We start from the raw sequence: 25,061 nt of genomic DNA, 5'->3' as shown, positions 1-25,061 counted from the left end.
CGCGGGCCGTCTTGGCGCGTCACCCTTCAGAATTGCCAAATTGCCGCAGGGGGCAAGCCGGATCGAACCTGTTTAAATCGATTGAATATATGGCGGTATCAGCTAGCATGGGCTGGGAGGAGCGATGAAAGCCGGTATGATCATGGCAACCGCACGAGAGGCATCATGACGAGCGCGATGACATCCGAACCCCTTCCTCCACTGCTCGAAAATCCTGACCCAAAGACACTCGCACGTGAAGTCTTGGTTGCCCTCAAATACAGGGTCGGCAAGGACACCACCGTTGCGACCCAGTACGACTGGCTGACCGCCTCGATCAAGGTCGTGCGCGACCGGATCGTCGATCACTGGATGCAGGCGACGAGAGAGGCTTACGACCAGAAGGAAAAGCGCGTCTATTATCTGTCGCTGGAATTCCTCATCGGCCGCCTGATGCGCGATGCCTTCTCCAATCTGGGCCTGATGGACAACATGCGCGAGGCGCTGTCCTCTCTCGGTGTCGATCTCGACTTGATTGCAGCACTCGAGCCCGATGCGGCGCTCGGCAATGGCGGCCTCGGCCGGCTCGCGGCCTGCTTCATGGAAAGCATGGCGACCGTCGACATTCCGGCGCATGGCTACGGCATCCGCTATGCCAATGGCATGTTCCGGCAGGAGATTCACGACGGCTGGCAGGTCGAACTGCCAGAGACCTGGCTTGATCACGGTAACCCGTGGGAATTCGAACGTCGCGAACGCTCCTTCGAGGTTGGTTTCGGCGGTTCGGTGGAATCGATCACCTCCAAGGACGGGCGCCTCGAACGCCATGTCTGGAAACCGACCGAGCATGTGCTGGCCGTCGCCTATGACACGCCCGTCGTCGGCTGGCGGGCCAATCGCGTCAACACGCTGCGGCTCTGGTCGGGCATGCCGATCGATCCGATCCTGCTCGACAAATTCAATGCCGGCGACCACATCGGCGCGCTCGCCGAAAGCAACAAGGCCGATGCCTTGTCGCGCGTGCTCTATCCCGCCGATTCCCACAAGGCCGGGCAGGAACTGCGGCTTCGGCAGGAGTATTTCTTCTCTACCGCCTCGCTGCAGGACATCGTGCAGCGCCATCTGAGCCAATATGGCGACCTGAAGTCGCTGCCCGACAAGGCGGCGATCCATCTTAATGATACTCATCCGGCCATCGCTGTGGCGGAGTTGATGCGCCTGTTGATGGACGTCCACGGCATGGACTTCGACCAGGCCTGGGATATCACCCAGCGCACCTTCGGCTACACCAACCACACACTGCTGCCCGAGGCGCTGGAAAGCTGGCCGGTGCCGCTGTTCGAGCGGCTTTTGCCGCGCCACATGCAGATCGTCTATGCCATCAACGCTGAAGTGCTTCTGGAGGCGCGTGCTTCCAACCAGTTCTCGGACGAGCAGATTGGCCGCATCTCGCTGATCCAGGAAAATGGCGACCGTCGGGTGCGCATGGGCAATCTGGCCTTTGTCGGCTCGCATTCCATCAACGGCGTTTCGGCTCTTCACACCGACCTGATGAAGGAGACGGTGTTCGCCGATCTGCACAAGCTCTATCCCGATCGTATCAACAACAAGACCAACGGCATCACGCCGCGGCGCTGGTTGATCCAATGCAATCCCGGACTGACGTCGCTCGCCTGTGAGGCGATCGGCGACCGTTTTCTCGATGACATCGACGCCATTAAGGATCTCGACGGTTTCGCCGGCGACGCCGCCTTTCGCGACAAGTTCGCCGCCGTCAAGCGCGCCAATAAGGCGCGATTGGCCAACCTCGTCGCCGACCGGCTCGGCATCAAGGTCGATCCTTCGGCGCTTTTCGACATCCAGATCAAACGCATCCACGAATACAAGCGCCAGCTTCTGAACATTCTCGAGGCGATCGCCCTCTATGACCAGATCCGCTCGCACCCCGAGCGCGACTGGATGCCGCGCGTGAAATTCTTCGGCGGCAAGGCGGCGCCCAGCTACCACAATGCCAAGCTGATCATCAAACTCGCCAACGATGTCGCAAAAGTCATCAACCGCGATCCGGCCGTGCGCGGTCTGCTGAAGGTGGTGTTCGTGCCGAATTACAATGTCAGTCTGGCCGAGATCATGATGCCGGCGGCCGACCTTTCCGAGCAGATCTCGACTGCCGGCATGGAAGCGTCGGGCACCGGCAACATGAAGTTCGCGCTCAACGGCGCGCTGACCATCGGCACGCTCGACGGTGCCAATGTCGAGATCAAGGAATGCGTCGGCGACGACAACATCTTCATCTTCGGCCTGACCACCGCCGAGGTCGCCGAGCGGCGCAACAACGGTTACGATCCGCGCGCCGTCATCGAAGGATCATCTGAGCTCGCGCAAGCGGTCGCTGCCGTCTCGTCGGGCGTCTTTTCGCCGGACGATCCGGAGCGTTACCGCGACCTCGTCAACGGCCTCTACAACAGCGACTGGTTCATGGTCGCCGCCGATTTCGACGCCTATGCCACCGCCCAGCGCGAGGTCGATGCGGTCTGGCGCAACAGTCCCGACTGGTACGCCAGGGCAATCCGCAATGTGGCGCGTGTCGGCTGGTTCTCCTCCGATCGCACGATCCGCCAATATGCGAAAGAAATCTGGAACGTGCCTGCCTGATGTGATTGCATGAGGCCGCAAACAGTGTGGTCCCGGTGGTGTGACTTGAAAGTCGGATCACACCACTAGAAACAAACACTCGGTGCCTGGGGAGGGACACTGCCTGATGAAGAAGCCGCGCGCGACCGCTGCGACAAGCGGGCCGGACGGACTGGCGGCAGCCAGCGATGTTGCGGCGATTGTTGCCGGCACGCATGGCGATCCGTTTGCCATTCTCGGTGTTCAGGAGGCTGGGAAGGGTTTTGTGGCCCGCTGCTTTGTTCCGAATGCCGAATTCGTCACCGCTTATACGCTGACCGGCACCATCGCGGGTGAATTGTCCAGGCGCGACGATGGCGGCTTTTTCGAAGGCAAGCTCTCGATCAAGAAGCGGCAACCGCTTCGCTATCACGCGCGCAATGCCGGCGGCGACTGGTGGCTGACCGATCCCTATTCGTTCGGTCCGGTGCTCGGGCCGATGGACGACTACTACATCGCCGAGGGATCGCATCTCAGGCTGTTCGACAAGCTCGGCGCCCATGTCATCGAGCACGAAGGCGCCACGGGCGTGCATTTCGCCGTCTGGGCTCCCAATGCGCGGCGTGTCTCTGTGGTCGGCGATTTCAACGAATGGGACGGCCGCCGGCACTCGATGCGGGATCGCCGCGACACCGGCATCTGGGAGGTGTTCATTCCCGATATCGGTGCCGGCCGGCCCTACAAATACGAGATCATCGGCCCCGACGGCGTCAGGCTGCCGCTGAAGGCCGATCCGTTCGCCTTAAAGTCCGAACTGCGTCCGGCCACCGCTTCGGTCGTGGCCGTGCCGCCGGCGCATGAGTGGGGCGACGAGGCGCATCGCAATTTCTGGCGCAATGCCGATCACCGGCGCGAAGCCATTTCGATCTACGAGGTCCATGCCGGCTCCTGGCAGCTTCGCGACGACGGTACGTTCCTGTCATGGGACGAACTGGCCGACCGGCTGATCCCCTATGTGGTCGAGACCGGCTTCACCCATATCGAATTCATGCCGATCTCCGAACACCCGTATGACCCGTCCTGGGGCTACCAGACGACCGGCCTCTACGCGCCATCGGCCCGCTTTGGCGATCCGGACGGCTTTGCCCGCTTCGTCGACGGCGCCCACCGTGCCGGCGTCGGCGTTATTCTCGACTGGGTGCCCGCGCATTTCCCGGTCGATGAGCACGGCCTGGCCAATTTCGATGGCACCGCGCTCTATGAACATGCCGATCCGCGCAAGGGGTTTCATCCCGACTGGAACACCGCGATCTACAATTTCGGCCGCCGCGAGGTGGTGTCGTTCCTGGTCAACAATGCGTTGTTCTGGGCCGAGAAATACCATGTCGACGGTCTTCGCGTCGATGCGGTCGCCTCGATGCTGTACCTCGACTATTCGCGCAAGGCCGGCGAATGGATCCCCAACGAGAAAGGCGGCCGCGAGAATCTCGAGGCGGTCAGCTTCCTGCAGAAGATGAACAAGGAGGTCTACGGCCACCATCCGGGCGTGATGACCATCGCCGAGGAATCGACCTCTTGGCCGAAGGTCTCGGCACCGGTGCATGAAGGCGGGCTGGGCTTCGGCTTCAAGTGGAATATGGGCTTCATGCACGACACGCTGGAGTATTTCTCCAAGGAACCGATCTTCCGAAAACACCACCACAACGACCTCACCTTCGGCCTGACCTACGCCTTTTCGGAGAATTTCGTGCTGCCGCTCTCGCACGACGAGGTTGTGCACGGCAAAGGCACGCTGCTTGGCAAGATGGCCGGCGACGACTGGCAGAAGTTTGCGACGCTGCGCGCGTACTACGCTTTCATGTGGGGCTATCCCGGCAAGAAGCTGCTTTTCATGGGGCAGGAGTTCGCGCAGCGCCGCGAATGGAGCGAGGCGCGCGCGCTCGACTGGAACCTGCTTGAATTCCGGCCGCATCGCGGCGTCTGGCAGACGGTGCGCGATCTCAACTATCTCTACCGTTCGCGCCCGGCACTGCATGGCCGTGATTGTGAGCCGGAAGGGTTTTCCTGGCTGATCGTCGATGACAGCCAGAATTCGGTTTTTGCCTGGCTGCGCAGTGCACCGGGCGGCAGCCCGGTGGCCGTCATTTCCAATTTTACGCCGGTGCCGCGTGACAATTATCGCGTGCCGTTGCCGACATCAGGCAAATGGCGTGAGATCATCAACACCGACGCTTCGGAATATGGCGGTTCCGGCAAGGGCAATGGCGGCATGGTCGAGGCGCGGGCGGAGGGAGGAAACATCTCAGCGACGATGCTTTTGCCGCCGCTGTCGACGATCATGCTTGAACTCGTTGCCGACTGAGCCATGTCGATATCGAGTAACTTGGGAGGGTAGAAATGGCAGACCTGAAACGGACCCAGCCGCTGGCGCGCGATGCCATGGCCTATGTATTGGCCGGCGGCCGTGGGAGCCGCCTCAAGGAACTGACCGACCGGCGTGCCAAGCCGGCCGTCTATTTCGGCGGCAAGACGCGCATCATCGACTTCGCGCTTTCCAACGCGCTCAATTCCGGCATTCGCCGCCTCGGTGTCGCCACTCAGTACAAGGCGCATTCGCTGATCCGCCATCTGCAGCGCGGCTGGAACTTCCTGCGCCCTGAACGAAACGAGAGTTTCGACATCCTGCCGGCCAGCCAGCGCGTCTCGGAAACGCAGTGGTATGAAGGCACCGCCGACGCCGTCTACCAGAACATCGACATCATCGAGGCCTACGGGCCCGAATACATGGTCATCCTGGCCGGCGATCACATCTACAAGATGGACTACGAGATGATGCTTCGCCAGCATGTCGATGCCAATGCCGATGTCACCGTCGGCTGCCTCGAAGTGCCGCGCATGGAAGCCACCGGCTTCGGCGTCATGCATGTCGATGCCAAGGACAACATCATCGCCTTCGTCGAAAAGCCTGCCGATCCGCCCGGCATTCCCGACAAGCCGGAGTTTGCCCTGGCCTCGATGGGCATTTACGTTTTCAAGACCAAATTCCTGATGGAGCAATTGCGCCGCGATGCGGCCGAGCCGGGCTCGAGCCGCGACTTCGGCAAGGACATCATCCCCTACATCGTCCAGCACGGTAAGGCGATCGCGCATCGCTTCGCCAAATCCTGCGTCCGCTCGACCGCCGAGAACGAGGCCTACTGGCGCGACGTCGGAACGGTCGACGCCTATTGGGAAGCCAATATCGACCTGACCGATATCACGCCCGAGCTCGATCTCTACGACCGCGACTGGCCGATCTGGACTTATGCCGAATTGAAGCCGCCGGCAAAGTTCGTGCATGACGAGGATGGCCGCCGCGGTTCGGCTGTGTCTTCGCTTGTCTCGGGCGATTGCATCGTCTCGGGGGCTTCGCTGAAAAAAAGCCTGATCTTCACCGGCGCGCGCATCAATTCCTATTCGACGCTGGAAGAAGTCGTCATGCTGCCCGACGTTCATGTCGGCCGGAACGCAAAGTTGAAGCGCGTGGTCATCGACCATGGTGTTAGGATACCGGAAGGGCTGGTGGTCGGCGAAGATCCTATTCTCGACGCCAAGCGCTTCCGCGTTTCCGAAAAGGGCATCTGCCTGGTCACGCAGGACATGATCGACAAGTTAGGGCTCTAACGCATGCAGGTTCTGTCGGTCACGCCCGAGATCTTTCCGCTGATCAAGACCGGAGGGCTTGCCGACGTGACCGGCGCGCTGCCCATCGCCTTGGCGGCCAAGGGCGTGACCGTGCGCACGCTCATCCCGGGCTTTCCGACCGTCATGGCCGCCTTCAAGAAGAAGCGGGCGGTTCTGCAATATCCCTTGCTGCAGGGCGGCAAGGCCTCCGTCCATTCAGTCCAACTCGCTGGGCTCGAACTGTTCGTGCTCGATGCGCCGCATCTGTTTGACCGTCCCGGCGGTCCCTACGGCAATGCCACCGGCGTGGACTGGCCAGACAACTGGCGGCGTTTCGCGGCCTTGAGCCAGGTCGGCGGCGACATCGCCGGTGGCGCCATCTCGGGCTACCAACCCGACATCGTCCATGCCCATGACTGGCAGTCGGCGATGACCCTGGCCTACATGCGCTACGGCAAGGCAGTTGGCATTCCCTCGATGATGACCGTCCACAATCTCGCCTTCCAGGGCCAGTTCGGCGCCGGCATCTTCGGTGAACTCGGCTTGCCGGCGGCGGCGATGGCGCTCGACGGCGTCGAATATTATGGTGGTGTCGGCTTCCTCAAGGCTGGCCTGCAGGCCGCCTGGGCGATCACCACGGTCAGCCCGACCTACGCGCAGGAGATCCGCTCGGCGGAATTCGGCATGGGTCTCGACGGCCTCATCAACATGCGCTCCAGCGATCTCTATGGCATCGTCAACGGCATCGATACCGGCATCTGGGATCCGGAAACCGACAAGCATCTGGTGTCCCCCTACACGGCGAGCACACTGAAGGCGCGCGCGCCCAACAGGACTGCCGTGGAGGACCGCTTCAGCCTTGAGCGTGACGACAGCCCGATCGTCTGCGTCGTCAGCCGGCTGACCTGGCAGAAGGGGATGGACATACTGGCGCTGGTGATCGACGGCATCGTTGCCACTGGCGCGCGGCTGGCCATCCTCGGATCGGGCGATGCCGGTCTCGAAGGCGCGCTGCTTGCCGCTGCCGCCCGGCATCGCGGCCGTATCGGTGTGGTCGTCGGCTACGATGAGGGGCTGTCGCACATCATGCAGGGTGGCTGTGACGCCATCGTCATCCCCTCGCGCTTCGAACCGTGCGGGCTGACGCAGCTTTACGGCCTGCGCTATGGCTGCGTGCCGGTGGTCGCGCGCACCGGCGGCCTCGCCGATACGGTCATCGACGCCAATGAGGCCGCCGTCTCTGCCGGTGTCGCCACCGGCTTCCAGTTCGCGCCCAACAATGGCGGTGCCTTGCTGCACGCCATTAGCCGCCTCGTCGACGCCCATGCCAGTCCGACGGTCTGGGAATCGCTGCAGCGCCAGGGCATGAAGGCCGATGTGTCGTGGGACAAGAGCGCCGAAAAATATGTCGAACTCTATCGCTCGCTGCTTTCGAAAAGGGTTGCCTGAAGCATGATACGGACCGTCCCCACCAAGCCTTATTCCGACCAGAAGCCCGGCACGTCGGGCCTGCGCAAGAAGGTGCCTGTCTTTCAGCAGGAGCACTATGCCGAGAATTTCATCCAGTCGATCTTCGACGCGCTTGACGGTTTCAAGGGCAAGACCCTGGTGATTGGCGGTGACGGCCGGTTCTACAATCGCGAGGTCATCCAGAAGGCCATCGCCATGGCCGCCGCCAACGGCTTCGGCAAGGTGATGGTCGGGCAGGGCGGCATCCTGTCGACGCCAGCCGCCTCGCATGTCATCCGCAAGTACAAGACCTTTGGCGGCATCATCCTGTCGGCCAGCCATAATCCCGGCGGCCCGCATGAGGATTTCGGCATCAAGTACAATGCCGGCAATGGCGGCCCGGCGCCCGAAAAGCTGACCGACGCGATGTTCGAGAAAACCAAGACGATCTCAAGCTTCAAGATCGCCGATATCGATCCGATCGACATCGACACAACAGGCACGGTCAAGGCCGCCGGCATGACGGTCGAGATCATCGACCCGGTCGCCGACTATGCCGAACTGATGGAAAGCCTGTTCGATTTCGATGCCCTGCGCAAACTGTTCAAATCCGGCTTCCGCATGCGCTTCGACGCCATGCACGCGGTGACCGGCCCCTACGCCAAGGAGATCCTGGAAAATCGGCTCGGCGCGCCCAACGGCACCTGCCGCAATTTCAAGCCGCTGCCGGATTTCGGCGGCCATCACCCGGATCCGAACCTCGTCCATGCCAAGCACCTCTATGACGAGATGATGGGACCGGACGCGCCGGATTTCGGCGCTGCCTCGGATGGCGACGGCGACCGCAATCTGATCATCGGCAAGGGCATTTTCGTTACCCCGTCGGATTCAGTTGCCATGCTCGCCGCCAATGCCCGCCTGGCGCCCGGCTACAAGGCCGGTTTGAAGGGCATCGCCCGCTCGATGCCGACCAGTGGCGCTGCCGACCGCGTCGCTGAAAAACTCGGCATCGCCCTCTATGAGACGCCGACCGGCTGGAAGTTCTTCGGCAATCTGCTGGATGCCGACATGGCGACGATCTGCGGCGAGGAGAGTGCGGGCACCGGCTCCAACCATGTCCGCGAAAAGGACGGCCTATGGGCGGTGCTTTTGTGGCTCAACATCCTTGCCGCGCGCGGCGAAAGCTGCAAGCAGATCGTCACTGAGCACTGGGCGACCTACGGTCGCAACTACTATTCGCGGCACGATTATGAAGAGGTTGAGAGCGACCGCGCCAACGCATTGGTCGACGAACTGCGCGCCAAGCTCGGCGCGCTGCCGGGTACCAGCGTGCGCGGCATGAAAATCGCCAGCGCGGACGATTTTGCCTATCGCGATCCGGTCGACGGTTCGATCAGCGAGCATCAGGGCATCAGGGTGCTGTTCGAAGGTGGTTCGCGGGTCGTCTTCCGCCTCTCCGGCACCGGCACGTCGGGCGCGACGCTGCGCGTCTACATCGAACGTTACGAGCCGGACAAATCGAGGCACGACCTCGACACCCAGGCCGCCCTTGCCGATCTGATAGCCGCAGCCGATGATATTGCCGGGATTCACAGCCATACCGGCCGCCCCAAGCCAAGCGTGATTACTTGAGGGTGGCGGTTCGCGCTTTCCCTTCTCCCCTTGTGGGGTTCGAAGGACGGGGCGAGACCCGTGGCTCGCCCCAGGGCGGTGGATCGGCGCGTAGCGCCGAGACGATTGAGGGGTGCGCGAAGGATCGCTGTCCTTGCCAAGCTGGAACACCCCTCATCCGTCGCCTTCGGCGACACCTTCTCCCACAAGGGGCGAAGGGGGAGACTGCATGACCCAGCTCGGCGCCACCGTCACCCGCGAAGGCATCCGCTTTGCCGCTTGGTCGCAGGCGGCCCGTCGGCTTTGGGTCTCGATCTTCGACGAGCAGGGCAACCGGGAAATCGAACGGCTCGAACTGCAGCCGGAAGGTGAGGGCGTCCATGCGCTGTTCATTGCGGGCCTTGGCCAGGGCATCCGCTACGGCTTTCGCGCCGATGGCGACTACGCGCCGGAACGCGGACTGTGGTTCGATCCCGCCAAGCTCCTGACCGATCCATATGCCGTCGAGATCGACAGGTCCTATGTCTATGACTGGCGGCTGGCCCAGCGCCGGGGCGAGGGCGCCGATACCGCGCCGCTGATGCCGAAGGCGATTGCCGCTGCGCTGCCGAAGCCGGTGCAGGCTGCCCCGCCGCTATTCCAGCCGGGCGGCCTTATTTACGAAGTGCCGGTGCGCGCCTTCACCATGCTGCATCCGGACATTCCCGAAAAATTGCGCGGAACAGTCGCCGCACTTGCTCACCCGGCGGTTATCGAGCATCTGAAAGAACTGGGGGTTGACGCGGTCGAACTGATGCCGGTGACCGCGTCGATCGACGAGCGACATTTGCCGCCGCTCGGGCTGCGCAACGCCTGGGGCTACAATCCCGTGACTTTCATGGCCCTCGATCCGCGTTTGGCGCCAGGCGGCATCATGGAGTTGCGAAACACGGTCGCCGTGCTGCGAGAGGCTGGCATCGGCGTCATCCTCGACCTCGTCTTCAACCACACCGGCGAGAGCGACTGGCTTGGCCCGACGTTGTCGCTGCGCGGCCTGGACAACCAGGCCTACTACCGGCACTCATCAGACGGCGGGCTGGCCAACGATACCGGCACCGGCAACACGGTCGCTTGCGATCATCCTGTCGTCCAGGAGATGGTCCTCGACACGCTTAGCCATTTCGTCAGGGATGCCGGCGTCGACGGCTTCCGCTTCGACCTGGCGCCAATTCTGGGCAGGGTTGAAGGAACATTCGATGCCGAGGCGCCGATGCTGAGAGCGATGCGCGACGACCCGCTGCTGGCCGATCGGGTGTTGATCGCCGAGCCGTGGGACATCGGTTCCGACGGCTATCAGCTCGGTAATTTTCCGCCGCCATTCCTCGAATGGAACGACAAGTATCGCGATGACGTCAGGCGCTTCTGGCGCGGCGACGCCGGCATGGTCGGTGCGCTGGCGACCCGGCTTGCCGGTTCGTCCGATGTGTTCGCAACGAACAGGCAAAACGCCAGTCGGACCGTCAATTTCATCGCCGCCCATGACGGAATGACGCTCGCCGATATCGTGCGCTACGAGCGCAAGCACAACGAAGCCAATGGCGAGCAGAACCGCGACGGTCACAATGAAAACCTGTCCTGGAACAGCGGCGTCGAAGGGGATGCGGACGATCCGGCCGTATGGGAGTCTCGCCAGAACGATCAGTGCGCGCTGCTCGCCACGCTGTTTGCCTCGCGCGGCACCATCATGCTGACCGCAGGCGACGAGTTCGGCCGTACCCAGCAGGGCAACAACAACGCCTATGCGCAGGACAACGAGATCACCTGGCTCGACTGGGCCGGCCGCGACCAGGCGCTGGAGCGCTACACGGCGGAACTCTCGAGGCTGCGCCGGTCGATGCCGGCGCTTTCCGACACAAGCTTCCTCACTGGCCAGCCACCGGCAGGTTCGGAGATACCGGACGTCGCATGGCTGACCGAGACAGGCGCGCCGCTCGACGAACAGAGCTGGCAGGATCCGCAGCGGTACCGCCTGGTCATGATCCTGGCCGCCGAGGATGACCGCCGTCTTGCGGTGCTTATCAACGGCGATCGCCGGGCCTGCATGTTCACCTTGCCTGAGCGAGACGGATTCTTCTGGGCTCCAGCCATCGAAGCGCCGGATGCGGCGGACAGCTCGCGACCGATATCGGGACGGGCGGTGATCTTCATGATCGAACGAGCGCAAGCCGGCACAGGGGAGAAGCGCGATGGCGGCGAGTGACAAGACCGGATGGTGGCGCGGTTGCGTCATCTACCAGATCTATCCGCGCTCCTACCAGGACACGACCGGCAACGGCAGCGGCGATCTCGCGGGTATCACGTCGAGGCTCGCCCATGTCGCCTCGCTTGGTGTCGACGCCGTCTGGCTGTCGCCTTTCTTCAAGTCGCCGATGGCCGATATGGGCTACGACGTGTCGGATTACTGCGATGTCGATCCGGTGTTCGGCACGCTCGAAGATTTCGATGCGCTGGTCGCCGAGGCGCATCGTCTCGGCCTGAAGATCGTCATCGACCAGGTGCTGTCGCATTCGTCCGACAAGCACGACTGGTTTGTCGAAAGCCGCGCCAGCCGCGATAACCCCAAGTCGGACTGGTATGTCTGGGCCGATACCAAGCCCGATGGCGGCGCGCCCAACAACTGGCTCTCGGTGTTCGGTGGCCCGGCCTGGGAATGGGATTCGACCCGCCGGCAATACTACATGCACAACTTCCTAGCCTCGCAGCCCGACCTGAATTTCCGCAACCCGGAGGTCCAGGACGCGCTTCTCGACACGGTGCGCTTCTGGCTGGAGCGGGGCGTCGACGGTTTCCGGCTCGATACGGTCAATTACTATGTCCATGACCGCTGGCTGCGCAGCAATCCGCCCCTGGCGTCGAGCGTCGCCGGCACTAACAGCGAGACCAACACCTACCTCTACCAGGAGCATCTGTTCGACAAGACGCAGCCGGAAAACCTGGCGTTCCTGCGCCGCTTCAGGACGCTGCTCGATGAATATGACGACCGCGCCGCGGTCGGCGAAATCGGTGATGAAGGCCGCTCGCTGCAGACGCTCGCCGCCTACACGTCAGGCGGCGACAAGCTGCATATGTGTTACACCTTCGACCTGCTCGGTCCGCAGTTCTCGGCCGCGCATGTGCGTGGCTGCGTCGAAGCCTTCGAAGCGGCCGTTTCCGACGGCTGGGTCTGCTGGGCGTTCTCCAACCATGACGTGGTGCGCCATGTCAGCCGCTGGACAAGGCCGGGCAGCGATCCCGACGCGGTCGCAAGATTCTCGATCATGCTGTTGTCCTGCCTGCGCGGCTCGATCTGCCTCTATGAGGGCGAGGAGCTGGGCCTGGAGGAGGCGGAACTGGCCTATGAGGATCTGCGCGATCCCGTCGGCATCCGCTTCTGGCCAGGCGTCAAGGGCAGGGATGGGTGTCGCACGCCGATGGTCTGGGAGGCCGGCGCCGACAATGCGGGCTTCTCCACGGCCAGGCCGTGGCTGCCGATACCGGCCAGCCATCGCGCCCGCGCGGTCGACGTCCAGAATGCCGACACGGCCTCGGTGCTGAAGTCCTATCGGACCACGCTGGCCTTGCGCGGGGAGCATGAGGCTCTGGTATCAGGCTCGATCCGCTTTCTCGACGCCGAGGGTGACGTGCTCGCTTTCATTCGCGAGGGCGGCGGTGAAAGACTGCTCTGTGTCTTCAATTTCGCTGGAGGACCGGCCAATTGGCCGTTGCCGGGGAATATCGGAGCGGTTGTACAGCTGGATGGCACCGCGATCGTCACGACCGAGCTTTTGCTGCCAGCGCTCGGAGTCTTTTTTGGCAGGCTCGACTGATACCCGGACCGTTACTGCACCAGCACGGCACGTCCGCATGTCGCGCCGGTGACCCGGACATCGGCCTCGCCGAGATGCACGCCGAGCGTATCGAGCAGGTTGTAAAGCAATGTGTCGACTGGTGCCGTTACGGTTTTCAAAAGCGTCGTCACAGCTGGCTTCACGGTGCCGAGCAACGCCGTTATGTCAAGCCCGAGGATACCAAGCGCATTGACGGAAAGCGACAACTTGTCGACCAGTGACGTTGTCAGCGTCTGGGTAATGTCCCGTGTTGGCGTCGTCTTGATGGTTTTGGCGGCGATCTCGGTTTTGTTGAAGACCAGGTTGGTCGGGCTGACGTTGGTGATGTCGGCACCCGCCGAACCCTTCACCAGTATTAGCGGGATTTTTAACAGCAGCAGATTGAGGCTGACATCCGCGATGTTGGCGTCGGAGAACGACTGCGGGTTGCTGAAATCCGCGAAGGCGGTGGGGCTGTTATCGGCATCGCTGGCGGCAAGGTTCACCGCCGCGATGCCGGGCTTCGCGGCAATGGTAACCTTCAGGCTGTCGGGGCCGGTCGGGCAACTGATGTCGGTCAGCTTTGCTTCGGCGTAGGCCACTTCGACATTCAGCGGCAGCTTGACTGACAGCAGGCTGATACCGCCGCCCAGGTTTGGATTGCCGACGCCGACCGTGACCAGCAGCTTGATGCGCGTTTGCGCGGTGCGAACCACGGTGCCGGCTTCTCCAACCGCCAGCCACGGCGAGGATTGCGGCGGTTCGCCGATGGCGATGGCGAGCGTGGTCGACAGCACCCCCGGAATGGCGGCGCCGAGGGCGACGTCGACCTGCTTCGAACCGTTTGCCAGTCCGGCGGCGGCGGTCAGCATGCCCATCGCGCTGGCATCGACGCCAAGGCCGGCCGGCTTTTGACCGAGGCCCAACTTGCCGACGGAGCCGAGATCGATCAGATGACTGAGCGGGATCTGGACCGTACTGGTCGACTTGGAAGCGATCGTCTGCAGGGCGAACTTGGCCGTGTTGCCAAGCCCCGGCACATTGGCCATGGCCGTGGCGATTTGGCCGACGGTCGCCTTCGATGCCAGCACATCCGAATACGACACGCCGGTCAGGTTCAACTGTGTGGCAAGGCCGTCGACGAAGGAGAGCACGCTCACATCCGCGGAGAGCAGCGCGTTGTAGTCCATGACGCTGAGCGAGATGTTGCTGCCGAGAAGTCCGCCGAGAAGCGCGTTGAGGATACCGCCATCGAGGCTGGCGAGCCTCGATCCGACCGAGAACGTCGCCTGCGGCGTCATGCTGGCGATGGCTTGGGTGCCGATGACGGGGGTGGGGATCAGCGAACTCGCGAAATAGCGGGCCGGGATCTTCTTCAGGGTGACACGGACGGCATTGTAGGGTGTTACGCTGGCCTGGAAACGCTGGCCCACATTGGCACCGGATGCCACATATCGCCCGGGCGTGACCGTCACGACGGTTTTGCCGGCCGACGGCTCGATCGTCTGTCCCGAGCTTTGAACGACAACCCCTGGCATGCCGTTGTCGGTCAGCGTGGTGACAACCGCTGTGTTGACTTTGGTCATGTTCGAGGCGGCGGTGATCGCCGCCAAATCCACCATTGCCTGGGCTTCGCGGCGCTCGGTGTAGATCGAGGCTTCGTCGATGGCCACCGCGGCCAGCGCCAGCGCCACCGGCGCGCTCAATGCCGCCATGACAGTGAAGTTCGCTTTCCTGTCCCTCAGCATCAACCGGGCAAGGCGGCCGATCCCATTGCACGCGTGCAGCAGCATTCAAATGCCCCCGACCCTGATCGTTGACTGACGCTTGATCGTGGTCCCGGGCATGGCTATGCCCGGGAAAAGGTTCCAGATCGGCAGGTTGCGGGCGTCGTACTGGATGGAAACCACGAACTGGCTTCCATCAGCCGTGCTGTCGTTGGCCTGGTAGGTCAACTTGCTGACATCCACGAAAGGATATCCGCCGGCATTGTTGCTGACGAAGCTGGCTACGAGCGTCTGGCGTTCGGTCTGGTTCAATCCGGCAATTGCCGTGCGGGCGGCATCCGCTGCGATCTGTTGGATCGAGTTGGCGGCGCCGAAGTATATACCATACGCAACCATTCCGAGTAGAAGGAGAATGAAAATCGGTGAAAGTAAGGCAAATTCGACCGCAGAAGTGCCCCGTTCTTCTTGAAATTTCCGCGTTAATTGACGGATTTTGGGCAATTTACTTTCTCTGTTACTCATAGCCGCCACGCGTCTGAAGTTCGAACCATATAGAAGGTACTCATAATGTAACCCCAGGTTGCTTAAGAACGCATTAAGACATTCCGGCAAACTGGCATGGCTCCGATTCGCGGTGAAAAATGGCGTCTAGGTGAAGAAACCAAGTCAAGCTTCTGGTTTCGGCTGGTGTTTCAGTGGCCACGCCATAGCTTTCGTCCGCCTTACTTTGGGTGACCCAGAGAGTCTGTTGAAATAAAAATTCTCCGCGTTAGTGTCTGGGCACGAGCCGCAGGACGGGAACCAGCGGCGCGCTCAAAGGGGTCAGATATCGACTCCAGGGCGTCAACACTTACTAGGCGCGCCAACGGCAGCGCCGACAGGGAGAACTTCATGCTGAAAAACATGCTGAAGGCGACGGTGCTCGCCACGACCATGGCGCTGGCCGCCGGCACGTTCTACACGCCGGCTTTCGCCGAGACCGTCTATAACAGAGGTAGCGCCGCCGAAGCGGAGACGGTCGATCCGCACAAGACCTCGACAGTCTACGAAGCCGATATCATACGCGACTTGTTCCAGGGCCTGGTCATGCATGACCAGAAGACGAACCTCATTCCGGGCGCGGCCGAAAGCTGGACAGTGTCCGACGACGGCACTGTCTACACCTTCAAGCTGCGCAAGGATGGCCTCTGGTCGGATGGCAGCCCGGTGACGGCGGACGATTTCGTCTATTCGTTTCGTCGGCTGGAAGATCCGGCCACCGCTGCCGAATACGCCTCGATGCTGTACCCGGTGAAGGGTGCGGAGGACGTCAACACCAAGAAGGGCAAGCCGGAAGATATGGGTGTCAAAGCGATTGACGCAAATACCCTCGAAGTCACGCTGAAGGCGCCGACGCCTTACTTCCTGGAGATGCTGACCCACCAAGCCACCTATCCGGTCAACAAGGCTTCGATCGAAAAGCTCGGCGCCGACTGGATCAAGGCGGGTAATCTCGTTTCGAACGGCGCCTATACGCTGGCCGAGTGGATTCCCAACGACCACATGAAGCTGGTCAAGAATCCGAAATTCTGGGACGCCGCGACCGTCAAGATGGACGTCGTCAACTATATCCCGACCGAAGACCGCTCATCGGCAATGAAGCGGTTCGAGGCCGGCGAACTCGACAGCTACGGCGACCTGCCGACCGAACAGCTCGCTGACCTCAAGACCAAGTTCGGCGACCAGGTCCGCGTCGGACCTTATCTCGGCACCTATTATTATGCGATCAAGACCGACAAGGCGCCCTGGGACAATGTCGAACTGCGCAACGCCATCTCGATGGCGATCGACCGCGACTTCCTCGCTGAGAAGGTCTGGCAGAACTCGATGCTGCCTGGCTATTCGATGGTGCCTCCGGGCATCGCGGGCTACACGCCGGCAATGGCCAAATACGCCGACATGTCGCAGATCGACCGCGAGGACGCTGCCAAGAAGACCCTCGAGAAACACGGCTATACGCCCGAGCATCCATTGAAGATGGAGATCCGCTACAACACTTCGGAAAACCACAAGAACACGGCCGTCGCCATCCAGGAACAGTTGAAGCCGCTCGGCATCGACGTCTCGCTCGTCAACACCGACACCAAGACCCACTACTCCTTCCTCGAGCAGAAGGGCGACTACGACGTGGCGCGTGCCGCCTGGATCGCCGACTACAAGGATCCGGAGACCTTCCTCGGCATCACCCGCAAGGCCAGCGGCAACAACTATTCGAGCTATGTCAGCCCGGCATATGAAGCGGCCATGGACAAGGCTGCGGCTGCCGGCGGCAAGCCGGAAGAGCGCATGAAGGACCTCACTGAGGCCGAGCGCATCCTTGTCGATGACGTCGGTAACATTCCGCTTCTCTACTACAGCTTCCACGACATCGTTTCCTCGAAGCTGCATGGCTTCGACGACAATGTGATGGACATCCATCCGTCCCGCTTCATCAGCAAGGACTGATCCTTAGCTGGGCCGCCGCGCAACTCGATGCGCGGCGGTGCTGGTTTGCCATCGCATCGGCCCGGGAACCGGAATCGATTTTCGGCATGTCGGTGCGAAGATTTGAAGGCTAGGGCGCAACCGTCCAACTGGACGCGCGTTGCTCTGGGTCAAGCGGGGCACCGATGCTGCGATACGTATTACGGCGGCTTCTGACCGCCATCCCGACGCTGTTCGTCATCGTGACCATGGCGTTTTTCCTGATGCGCGTCGCGCCGGGCGGCCCATTCAACCAGGAGCGGGGGCTGAGCCCCGAGATCAGGGCCAATCTCGAAGCCCAGTTCGGCCTCAACGATCCGCTCTGGCTGCAATTCGTCCATTATCTCGGCAATCTGCTGCGCGGCAATTTCGGCCCGAGCTACAACATGCCGGACTTCACCGTCACCGAACTCTTCGCCAAGGGCCTGCCTATATCGGTTCAGCTCGGTGCCTCGGCGCTCGTCCTGGCGCTGCTGCTCGGTTGTGTGCTCGGCACCATTGCGGCGCTTAACCAGAACAAGCTTGGCGACTATACGGTGATCGCGCTGGCGACGGCCGGCAGCACCATCCCAACCTTCGTCATCGCGCCGGTGATCCAACTCCTGTTCGGGCTGACCTGGAGGCTGCTGCCGATCGGTGGGTGGGGCGATGGCGCTTTCATCAACAAGGTCGGTCCGGTGTTGACGCTCGCTCTGCCGCAGATCGCCATCGTCGCCCGGCTGATGCGTGGCTCGATGATCGAATCCTTGCGGTCCCACCACATCCGCACGGCGCGCGCGCTCGGCCTGTCCGATTGGTCGGTGGTGGTCAAGCACGCGCTGCGCGGTGCCATCCTGCCGATCGTCTCCTTCACCGGTCCGGCGGCGGCGGCATTGCTGACCGGCTCGGTCATTGTCGAGACGATCTTCTCCATTCCAGGCGTCGGCCGCTATTTCGTCGATGCCGCGCTCAATCGTGACTACACGCTGGTGATGGGAACGGTGGTGGTGATCGCCATCTTTACCATTGTCTTCAACCTGATCGTCGACGTCATGTACGCGGTCGTCGATCCGAGGGTGCGCTATGACTGACATCGCAGCCACAGCCCCCACCGTCATCGGCCGTTCGCTCTGGGGGGATGCCTGGGCGCGGCTCAAGGCCAATCGCGCCGCCATGTTCAGCCTGTACTACCTTGCCCTGATCGGTGTCGTCAGCGTGTTCGGGCCGTGGTTCGTGCCACATCAATACACCACCATCTATGCCGACTATGTGCGTATGCCGCCAAGCCTGTCAGCCTATCCGAAGGCCGACATGATCGAGACGGCGCTCACCGAAGCGATCAAGCGCATGCGGGTCGACATCAAGGAGTGGCGGCAGGAAGGCAACCAGGTCTTCGTCACCGTCAAGTCGACCAGGCCGATCGACGATCGCAACATCCGTTATCTCGACCGTTCCGATGCCTTTGACGGCACCAAGATCGAGAGCAAGTCGCCCGACGGTCTCGAAGTGACGATGAGCGCCTCGATCAAGCAGCAATATTTCCTGTTCGGCACCGACAACACCGGCCGGGATCTGTTGTCGCGCACGCTGATGGCCGGGCGCATATCGCTGGCCATCGGCCTGCTCGCGGGTGTCGTGGCGGTGGTCATCGGCGTGGTCTACGGGGCCGCTGCCGGCTTTGCCGGCGGCAAGGTCGACGAGGTGATGATGCGCATCGTCGACGTGCTCTATTCCTTGCCCTTCATCTTCTTCGTCATCATGCTGGTAGTGTTTTTCGGCCGCAACTTTGTGCTGATGTTCCTGGCGGTCGGCGCCGTGCTGTGGCTCGACATGGCGCGCATCGTGCGCGGCCAGGCGCTGTCGATCCGCCGGCAGGAATATGTCCAGGCGGCGGAAGCCATGGGTGTCGGCCAGCGCGGTATCCTGCTGCGCCACGTCATCCCCAACCTGCTCGGCCCGGTGGTGATCTACATGACGCTGCTGGTGCCTCAGGTCATCATCCTGGAAAGCTTCCTGTCGTTTCTCGGCCTCGGCGTGCAGGAGCCGATGACCAGCTGGGGCGTGCTGATCTCGGTCGGCGCCAAGAACATCGGCACCGCCAACTGGCTGCTCCTGTTTCCCGCCTTCTTCCTCGTCTCGACGCTGTTCGCGCTGAACTTCGTCGGCGACGGCCTGCGCGACGCACTGGACCCGAGAGATCGATAAGATGGGGATCGCTAAGATGGCTGCTTCCGAAACGATCCTCAGCGTCAAGGATCTGCGTGTCCGCTTCCGCACGCTCGACGGCGCAGTCGAGGCGGTGAAGGGCATCAGCATCCACGTCAATGCGGGCGAGACCGTTGCCGTGGTTGGCGAATCCGGGTCCGGCAAAAGCCAGACGATGATGGCGGCGATGAGCCTGCTGGCATCGAACGGCGAAGCGACAGGCAGCGTCGATTATCGCGGCCGCAATCTTCTGACGCTCAGCAAATCCGAGCTCAACCAGGTTCGTGGCCGCAAGATCAGCATGATCTTTCAGGAGCCGATGACTTCGCTCGATCCGCTCTATTCGATCGGCAATCAGTTGATCGAGCCGATCCGCCGGCACCGGGGCCTGAATGCCGCCGAGGCGCGGGAAGAGGCGCTCAAGCTGCTGCGGCTGGTGCATATTCCCGATCCCGAGCGGCGGATGAAATCCTATCCGCATGAAATGTCAGGTGGCCAGCGCCAGCGTGTGATGATCGCGATGGCGCTCGCCAACGACCCTGACATATTGATCGCCGACGAGCCGACGACGGCGCTCGACGTGACCATCCAGGCGCAGATCCTGATGCTTCTGGCCGAATTGCAGCGCAAGCTCGGCATGGCGATCGTCTTCATCACCCACGATCTTGGCATCGTCCGCCGCTTTGCCGACCGGGTCTATGTCATGCGCCAAGGCGAGGTTGTCGAGGAGGGGGAGGCGGAGGCCATCTTCGTCAATCCCCAGCATGCCTACACGAAAATGCTGCTGGCGGCCGAGCCGACCGGCAGCAAGGCGCCGCCGCCCGCCAATGCTCCGGTGCTGCTCGAAGGCAGAAATGTCGAAGTGACGTTCAGGATTGGCGGCGGGTTTCTTGCTGGTGAACCGCTGATGCTGCGTGCCGTCGATCACATCTCGATCCGGCTGCAGCGAAACCAGACCATCGGCATCGTTGGTGAATCCGGCTCGGGCAAGTCGACGCTCGGCCGCGCCTTGCTGCGGCTGTTGCCGAGCGACGGAATTATCCGCTTCGGCGATCGCGACATTTCCCAAGCCGACAGGCAGGCGATGCGGCCGCTGCGGCGCCAGATGCAGCTCGTCTTCCAGGACCCGTTCGGCTCGCTGTCGCCGCGCATGACCGTCGGCCAGGTCATCACCGAAGGACTTCTGGTGCATGAGCCTGATCTTTCGGGCAAGCAGCGTGATCAACGCGCGGTCGACGCCTTGCGCGAGGTCGGCCTCGACCCCAACGCACGCAATCGCTACCCGCACGAATTCTCCGGCGGCCAGCGGCAGCGCATCGCCATTGCTCGCGCCATGATCCTGAAGCCCAGGCTGGTGGTATTGGATGAGCCGACCTCAGCGCTCGATCGCTCTGTGCAGAAACAGATCGTCGAACTGCTGCGCAAGCTGCAGGCGGACCACGAATTGTCCTATCTCTTCATCAGCCACGATCTGTCGGTCGTGCGCGCCATGGCCGACTACATCATCGTCATGAAACAGGGCAAGATCGTCGAGGAAGGGCCGACTGAGGCGATCTTCATCGATCCGCGGCACGCCTACACACAGACGCTGATGGCCGCGGCGATCGACGTGACGCGATTTCGCCTGAGCGCCTGAACCGGGCTCCGCACCGAGGCATTGGCTGTCCGCTCAATTCGCGGACCTGAGGCACTTGCGTGCTCGCACAGCGGCAATGGCATCCTGTTGCTGCTTAAGCCGGTCGATCCTGGCTGTTTCACGGTTGGCTACCGCGGTCTTCACGCGTGAGCCGCCGAGCAGCCAGCGTGGAACATTGGTGTTGGCCACCTTGCCGCGCGTGATTGCCGTTTGCGAGATGTCACGGGCGACGTCTCCCATCGCCCTGTTGAGGTCGGTGCACGTCATCGAATCGTATTTCGCTGCATCGACGGTTCTGCCGAGCGATGAACAGCCAGCGAAGAGAACCAGCGTCATCACAAGAATCAAGGGCGGGGCTGTGGTTGAATTCAAATTCATGTCGCACTCGGCCCGCCGTTTCGCTGACTCCATCAGGTCCATCAACCCTAAAGCCGACGGACCTTTTCGTCAAAATATGCGGCCCGCGAAGAAACCTGCTACCGGCCAGCTTTGCGTCCGGCGCAGGAACATTCTCTGCCACTCGAATTGCTATCTGGCGCGTGTTGGGTTCAATCACTGGTGAACGCAGAGAGCGCGTCTCGGCAACGTCGGGCGGGCCTTTCCTACGCTGCTTCAGCCACGAACGTCGACGGGGGACGACCGCCGAGCACTGCCTGAGCGATGTCGGCGTCATTTTCATCGACATGCGCCGTCACCAGAACCACCCCCTCGGCAACGTCCTGACCATCCGCCTCTATGGCTGTCATGGCGAATGTTCCAAGCAGACCGCCGGCAACGCCGCCGCAGACCGCGCCCGCCACCGCTGCTGGCAACACGCTCGCAGCAACAGGATTGGTGCCATAGGCCGCAACGGCGCTCAGGCAGGCCAACACGCCGGCGGCAGCGCCAAGTAACGATCCCAAAGCGGAAACCCTAAGAAATCCCGCCTCGTTATTGTAAGGCCCGATGATGGCGATCTGTACGCGAGGAATTCCGGCCGCCACCAAGTCGCTGGCGACCCGCGCCGCATCGGCGGGGGAATCAAAAAGTCTGCTAATCGTCGGCATGGTCGCTTAACGCTTCTGGCTGTTCAGCGTCGTGTCGGTGAGGAATGACGCGGCAATCAGGTCGTCAACCTCGATTCGGCCCTCGTCGCCCTCCATGATGGCCGCGACCTTCTGGAAGGTCTTCATCTCGTCTTCGGTAATCTGGGCTTCCTGCATCCTGGCCTTGATCTCTGTCATGCGCATGCCCAGGGCATGGGATTTCTTGGTCTCACGGTTCGACATGCTGCTGCTCTTTAGTTTTTCATTGATCATTTTTCGCCCACCACCCGAATTTGGGGCAAGGGCAAGCGTTTCCAACCTGGACTTCGGTCGGGCAGGGGCTGGACTTAAGTCTGGTTGCGGGCGTGATTGGGATGCGTGCCAAAGGCCTCTCGTGGCCCCACTCCCATCAAGACCCGACTCCCATCAAGAATCGGGGCCGGATCCCAGCGTCGGTACCCGTCGTTCGATCACCACGGGATGGTGCCGATGGGTGAGGACGGAACCTGTCACGACAGCGCTGTCGTGGTGATGATGCCGGCGCCTATGATCATAGGACGCACGACGGAACATTAGGCGTGCCTGATGGTTTATTCTCGCAGCCGGGATCACGATTTGGTGTCTGCTGCAGATCAGTCGGCAAAGGCTGGTCGGCCCGCGTTCTCCGCCAGAGGCGCGGGCTTCCCCAGGCAACAGGAGAGAGATCATGAACAACATCATTTGGCTCGTTGGAGCTGTAGTCATCGTGATAGCGATCTTGAGCTTTTTTGGCCTCCGCTGAGCGGAGACGCGCGTATCCGTCAGGATCTTTCCAGAAGCTGTCCGCGAGCGCACGCATGAAAACATCAGGCGGCCGGTTGGACCGTCTGGTTACTGTCCAGTGCAACAGGCATCGCTGTCGGCCGAGTCACAGAGGCACGGCGAATAGAAATTCGCCATCCGACTGACGGGGACGCGAGTAGTCTCGCTTGAGGGGCAGGTGGAGCGCCGAAGTCGGGATGCGCTAACTCTTTGTTTTTTCTGGTCGGAGTGGCAGGATTTGAACCTGCGACCCCCTCGTCCCGAACGAGGTGCGCTACCAGGCTGCGCTACACTCCGTGACCAGACCGCGGGCTTATAGCCGCCACACTTGGTTCCTGCAAGCGGCACGGCGGCACTTCTGTCGCATTTCGTCGGCTTTCGTCGAGCATTGCCCGAAAGGCCCGGATTCCCTTCCGGAATAAACGTGGCCTAAAGCCTTGTGTGCTAAGCCGCAGCCCTCGACAATTCGTAATTTCTGCCATTCGGAGTTTCCAGTCTTGTCCTTCAGCATCGTTGGCGACGCCCGGCCCAACAGTTTTGAATTCGAAACCGAAGCGCTGATCAAGCCATCCGGCTTTCGCGAATATGATGCGCGCTGGTGGTTCGGCCATCCCGGCTCCGCGCAACGACCGGAACTCAATCTGATCGGCGTCCAGGCGCTCGGCATGGGGCTTGGTACGCTGATCCGCCGTCTCGGCGCCGGTCCCGATATCGTCACCGGGCATGATTTCCGCTCCTATTCGCTGTCGATCAAACTGGCCCTGGTGTCCGGTTTGATGGCCGCAGGCGCACGGGTGAGGGACATCGGACTGGCGTTGTCGCCGATGGCGTATTTCGCCCAGTTCGCTTTGGATACGCCCTCGGTCGCCATGGTCACCGCTTCGCACAACGAAAATGGCTGGACTGGCGTCAAGATGGGTGCTGCGCGGCCGCTGACCTTCGGCCCGGAAGAGATGAGCGCGCTGAAGGCGATCGTGCTGGCTGGTGATTTCGATCTCGTCGGCGGCGGCTCCTACGATTTCATCCGCGATTTTCGCGCGACCTATCTCGACGATCTGACCCGCGACAAGCGCATCGCCCGAAAGCTGAAAGTGGTCGCAGCCTGCGGCAATGGCACTGCCGGCGCCTTCGCGCCGCAAGCGTTGCAGCGCATCGGCTGCGAGGTCATCGCGCTCGACGTCGAACTCGACCATACATTTCCGCGCTACAATCCCAATCCCGAGGATATGCGGATGCTGCATGCCATCCGGGACAAGGTGCTGGCATCAGGCGCCGACATCGGCCTTGGCTTCGACGGCGATGGCGACCGCTGCGGTGTCGTCGACAATGAAGGCAATGAAATTTTTGCCGACAAGGTCGGTGTGATGCTGGCAAGGGATATTTCCAGCCAGCATCCCAACTCGACCTTCGTCGTCGACGTCAAATCGACCGGCCTGTTCCATACCGACGCAATGCTGCGCGCCAATGGCGCCGTCACTGACTATTGGAAAACCGGCCATTCCTACATCAAACGCCGCGTCGCCGAACTCGGTGCTGTCGCCGGTTTCGAAAAGTCAGGTCATATCTTTTTCAATCCGCCGATCGGGCGCGGATATGACGACGGGCTGGTCACCGCCATCGCCATCTGCCTAATGCTGGATCGCAGCCCGGGCAGTTCGATGGCCGATCTTTATCGCGCGCTGCCGCTGACCTTCGGCACGCCGACCATGTCGCCTCACTGCGCGGACGAGGTGAAGTATGGCGTGGTCGAACGGGTGGTTGCCGATTTTCAGACCATGAAACGGGATGGAATGGTTTTCGCCGGCCAGAAGATCGCAGACCTCATCACCGTCAACGGCGTGCGCGTCGTCGCCGACGACGGCACCTGGGGGCTGGTGCGCGCCTCATCGAACAAACCGGAACTGGTCGTGGTGGTCGAAAGCCCGGTGTCGTCGCAGCGTCGACGGGAGATGTTCGAGGCTGTCGACGCCGTGCTGCGCCGCAGCCCCGAGGTGGGCGCCTACAACCAGACCTTTTGAATGGTAGT

The 25,061-nt window shown here is 61.9% G+C and carries 17 protein-coding genes and 1 tRNA gene; 12 read left to right on the top strand and 6 right to left on the bottom strand.

What is annotated here, in order from left to right:
* Nucleotides 1-165 precede the first annotated feature (165 nt).
* The 7 genes from EJ079_RS30320 to EJ079_RS30290 all read left to right on the top strand — a co-directional run bounded on the left by EJ079_RS30320 (nt 166) and on the right by EJ079_RS30290 (nt 13,160).
* On the top strand, nt 166-2,634 hold the full coding sequence (locus EJ079_RS30320) for a glycogen/starch/alpha-glucan phosphorylase (protein WP_127810960.1): 2,469 nt from the start codon (nt 166-168) through the stop codon (nt 2,632-2,634).
* 106 nt (nt 2,635-2,740) lie between these two features.
* Complete coding sequence (glgB, locus tag EJ079_RS30315; RefSeq protein WP_127397875.1) at nt 2,741-4,954, top strand: 1,4-alpha-glucan branching protein GlgB; 2,214 nt, start codon at nt 2,741-2,743, stop codon at nt 4,952-4,954.
* Between the two features lie 35 nt (nt 4,955-4,989).
* Nucleotides 4,990-6,255 (top strand): glucose-1-phosphate adenylyltransferase, encoded by a 1,266-nt coding sequence (gene glgC / locus EJ079_RS30310; protein WP_127810959.1) that lies wholly within the window; start codon nt 4,990-4,992, stop codon nt 6,253-6,255.
* A 3-nt stretch (nt 6,256-6,258) separates the two neighbouring features.
* Nucleotides 6,259-7,704 carry a glycogen synthase GlgA gene (gene glgA, locus EJ079_RS30305; RefSeq protein WP_127327162.1) on the top strand — a complete coding sequence of 482 codons (1,446 nt, stop codon included), beginning with the start codon at nt 6,259-6,261 and terminating at the stop codon, nt 7,702-7,704.
* Between the two features lie 3 nt (nt 7,705-7,707).
* On the top strand, nt 7,708-9,336 hold the full coding sequence (locus EJ079_RS30300) for an alpha-D-glucose phosphate-specific phosphoglucomutase (RefSeq protein WP_127398063.1): 1,629 nt from the start codon (nt 7,708-7,710) through the stop codon (nt 9,334-9,336).
* 208 nt (nt 9,337-9,544) lie between these two features.
* A complete protein-coding gene (glgX, locus tag EJ079_RS30295; RefSeq protein ID WP_127810958.1) occupies nt 9,545-11,554 on the top strand; it encodes a glycogen debranching protein GlgX in 2,010 nt (669 codons plus the stop codon).
* Nucleotides 11,541-13,160 (top strand): alpha-glucosidase family protein, encoded by a 1,620-nt coding sequence (locus tag EJ079_RS30290; protein ID WP_127810957.1) that lies wholly within the window; start codon nt 11,541-11,543, stop codon nt 13,158-13,160. The genes glgX and EJ079_RS30290 overlap by 14 nt, the downstream gene beginning before the upstream one ends.
* An 11-nt stretch (nt 13,161-13,171) precedes the next feature.
* Here the strand turns inward: EJ079_RS30290 and EJ079_RS30285 are convergent, their stop codons facing one another.
* Entirely contained in the window at nt 13,172-14,953 is a 1,782-nt protein-coding gene (locus EJ079_RS30285) for a TadG family pilus assembly protein (RefSeq protein WP_127810956.1), read from the bottom strand.
* The gene (locus tag EJ079_RS30280) at nt 14,954-15,388 is read right to left on the bottom strand and encodes a TadE/TadG family type IV pilus assembly protein (RefSeq protein WP_127396103.1); all 435 of its coding nucleotides are present in this window, start codon (nt 15,386-15,388) and stop codon (nt 14,954-14,956) included.
* A 390-nt stretch (nt 15,389-15,778) separates the two neighbouring features.
* Here EJ079_RS30280 and EJ079_RS30275 point away from each other — a divergent pair, with 390 nt between their 5' ends.
* The 4 genes from EJ079_RS30275 (at nt 15,779) to EJ079_RS30260 (ending at nt 21,209) form a co-directional block, all read left to right on the top strand.
* Complete coding sequence (locus tag EJ079_RS30275) at nt 15,779-17,371, top strand: peptide ABC transporter substrate-binding protein (RefSeq protein ID WP_127810955.1); 1,593 nt, start codon at nt 15,779-15,781, stop codon at nt 17,369-17,371.
* A 164-nt stretch (nt 17,372-17,535) separates the two neighbouring features.
* Nucleotides 17,536-18,459, top strand: a complete 924-nt coding sequence (locus tag EJ079_RS30270) for an ABC transporter permease subunit (RefSeq protein WP_127322904.1) — start codon at nt 17,536-17,538, stop codon at nt 18,457-18,459.
* Entirely contained in the window at nt 18,452-19,573 is a 1,122-nt protein-coding gene (locus tag EJ079_RS30265) for an ABC transporter permease subunit (protein ID WP_127267925.1), read from the top strand. Before EJ079_RS30270 ends, EJ079_RS30265 begins: the two co-directional genes overlap by 8 nt.
* Before the next feature lie 16 nt (nt 19,574-19,589).
* The gene (locus EJ079_RS30260; protein ID WP_127810954.1) at nt 19,590-21,209 is read left to right on the top strand and encodes an ABC transporter ATP-binding protein; all 1,620 of its coding nucleotides are present in this window, start codon (nt 19,590-19,592) and stop codon (nt 21,207-21,209) included.
* Nucleotides 21,210-21,242: 33 nt separating this feature from the next.
* On the opposite strand, the gene EJ079_RS30255 is transcribed toward EJ079_RS30260, so the two are convergent.
* The 4 genes from EJ079_RS30255 to EJ079_RS30240 form a co-directional block, all read right to left on the bottom strand.
* Nucleotides 21,243-21,587 carry a hypothetical protein gene (locus tag EJ079_RS30255; RefSeq protein ID WP_127396723.1) on the bottom strand — a complete coding sequence of 115 codons (345 nt, stop codon included), beginning with the start codon at nt 21,585-21,587 and terminating at the stop codon, nt 21,243-21,245.
* Nucleotides 21,588-21,811: 224 nt separating this feature from the next.
* Nucleotides 21,812-22,255, bottom strand: a complete 444-nt coding sequence (locus EJ079_RS34085; protein WP_245481754.1) for a hypothetical protein — start codon at nt 22,253-22,255, stop codon at nt 21,812-21,814.
* 6 nt (nt 22,256-22,261) lie between these two features.
* Nucleotides 22,262-22,477 (bottom strand): hypothetical protein, encoded by a 216-nt coding sequence (locus EJ079_RS30245; protein ID WP_164874012.1) that lies wholly within the window; start codon nt 22,475-22,477, stop codon nt 22,262-22,264.
* Nucleotides 22,478-23,255: 778 nt separating this feature from the next.
* Nucleotides 23,256-23,332 (bottom strand) — tRNA-Pro (locus tag EJ079_RS30240).
* A gap of 200 nt (nt 23,333-23,532) precedes the next feature.
* Here EJ079_RS30240 and EJ079_RS30235 point away from each other — a divergent pair.
* Nucleotides 23,533-25,053: a phosphomannomutase/phosphoglucomutase gene (locus EJ079_RS30235; RefSeq protein WP_127810953.1), complete on the top strand. Its 1,521-nt coding sequence runs from the start codon at nt 23,533-23,535 to the stop codon at nt 25,051-25,053.
* The last annotated feature ends 8 nt before the right edge of the window (nt 25,054-25,061 follow it).

The sequence above is a fragment of the Mesorhizobium sp. M7A.F.Ce.TU.012.03.2.1 genome (assembly GCF_004006095.1).
Lineage (GTDB): Bacteria > Pseudomonadota > Alphaproteobacteria > Rhizobiales > Rhizobiaceae > Mesorhizobium.
The sequence above is the reverse complement of the archived record's forward strand: the minus strand, read 5'-3'. Positions and strand labels throughout refer to the sequence as shown.

Bases quoted from the DNA above. Each gene is read 5' to 3' on its own strand.
- EJ079_RS30320 (WP_127810960.1), top strand. From the start codon at position 166: ATGACGAGCGCGATGACATCCGAACCCCTTCCTCCACTGCTCGAAAAT.
- glgB (WP_127397875.1), top strand. From the start codon at position 2,741: ATGAAGAAGCCGCGCGCGACCGCTGCGACAAGCGGGCCGGACGGACTG.
- glgC (WP_127810959.1), top strand. From the start codon at position 4,990: ATGGCAGACCTGAAACGGACCCAGCCGCTGGCGCGCGATGCCATGGCC.
- glgA (WP_127327162.1), top strand. From the start codon at position 6,259: ATGCAGGTTCTGTCGGTCACGCCCGAGATCTTTCCGCTGATCAAGACC.
- EJ079_RS30300 (WP_127398063.1), top strand. From the start codon at position 7,708: ATGATACGGACCGTCCCCACCAAGCCTTATTCCGACCAGAAGCCCGGC.
- glgX (WP_127810958.1), top strand. From the start codon at position 9,545: ATGACCCAGCTCGGCGCCACCGTCACCCGCGAAGGCATCCGCTTTGCC.
- EJ079_RS30290 (WP_127810957.1), top strand. From the start codon at position 11,541: ATGGCGGCGAGTGACAAGACCGGATGGTGGCGCGGTTGCGTCATCTAC.
- EJ079_RS30285 (WP_127810956.1), bottom strand. From the start codon at position 14,953: ATGCTGCTGCACGCGTGCAATGGGATCGGCCGCCTTGCCCGGTTGATG.
- EJ079_RS30275 (WP_127810955.1), top strand. From the start codon at position 15,779: ATGCTGAAAAACATGCTGAAGGCGACGGTGCTCGCCACGACCATGGCG.
- EJ079_RS30270 (WP_127322904.1), top strand. From the start codon at position 17,536: ATGCTGCGATACGTATTACGGCGGCTTCTGACCGCCATCCCGACGCTG.
- EJ079_RS30265 (WP_127267925.1), top strand. From the start codon at position 18,452: ATGACTGACATCGCAGCCACAGCCCCCACCGTCATCGGCCGTTCGCTC.
- EJ079_RS30260 (WP_127810954.1), top strand. From the start codon at position 19,590: ATGGCTGCTTCCGAAACGATCCTCAGCGTCAAGGATCTGCGTGTCCGC.
- EJ079_RS30255 (WP_127396723.1), bottom strand. From the start codon at position 21,587: ATGAATTTGAATTCAACCACAGCCCCGCCCTTGATTCTTGTGATGACG.
- EJ079_RS34085 (WP_245481754.1), bottom strand. From the start codon at position 22,255: ATGCCGACGATTAGCAGACTTTTTGATTCCCCCGCCGATGCGGCGCGG.
- EJ079_RS30245 (WP_164874012.1), bottom strand. From the start codon at position 22,477: ATGTCGAACCGTGAGACCAAGAAATCCCATGCCCTGGGCATGCGCATG.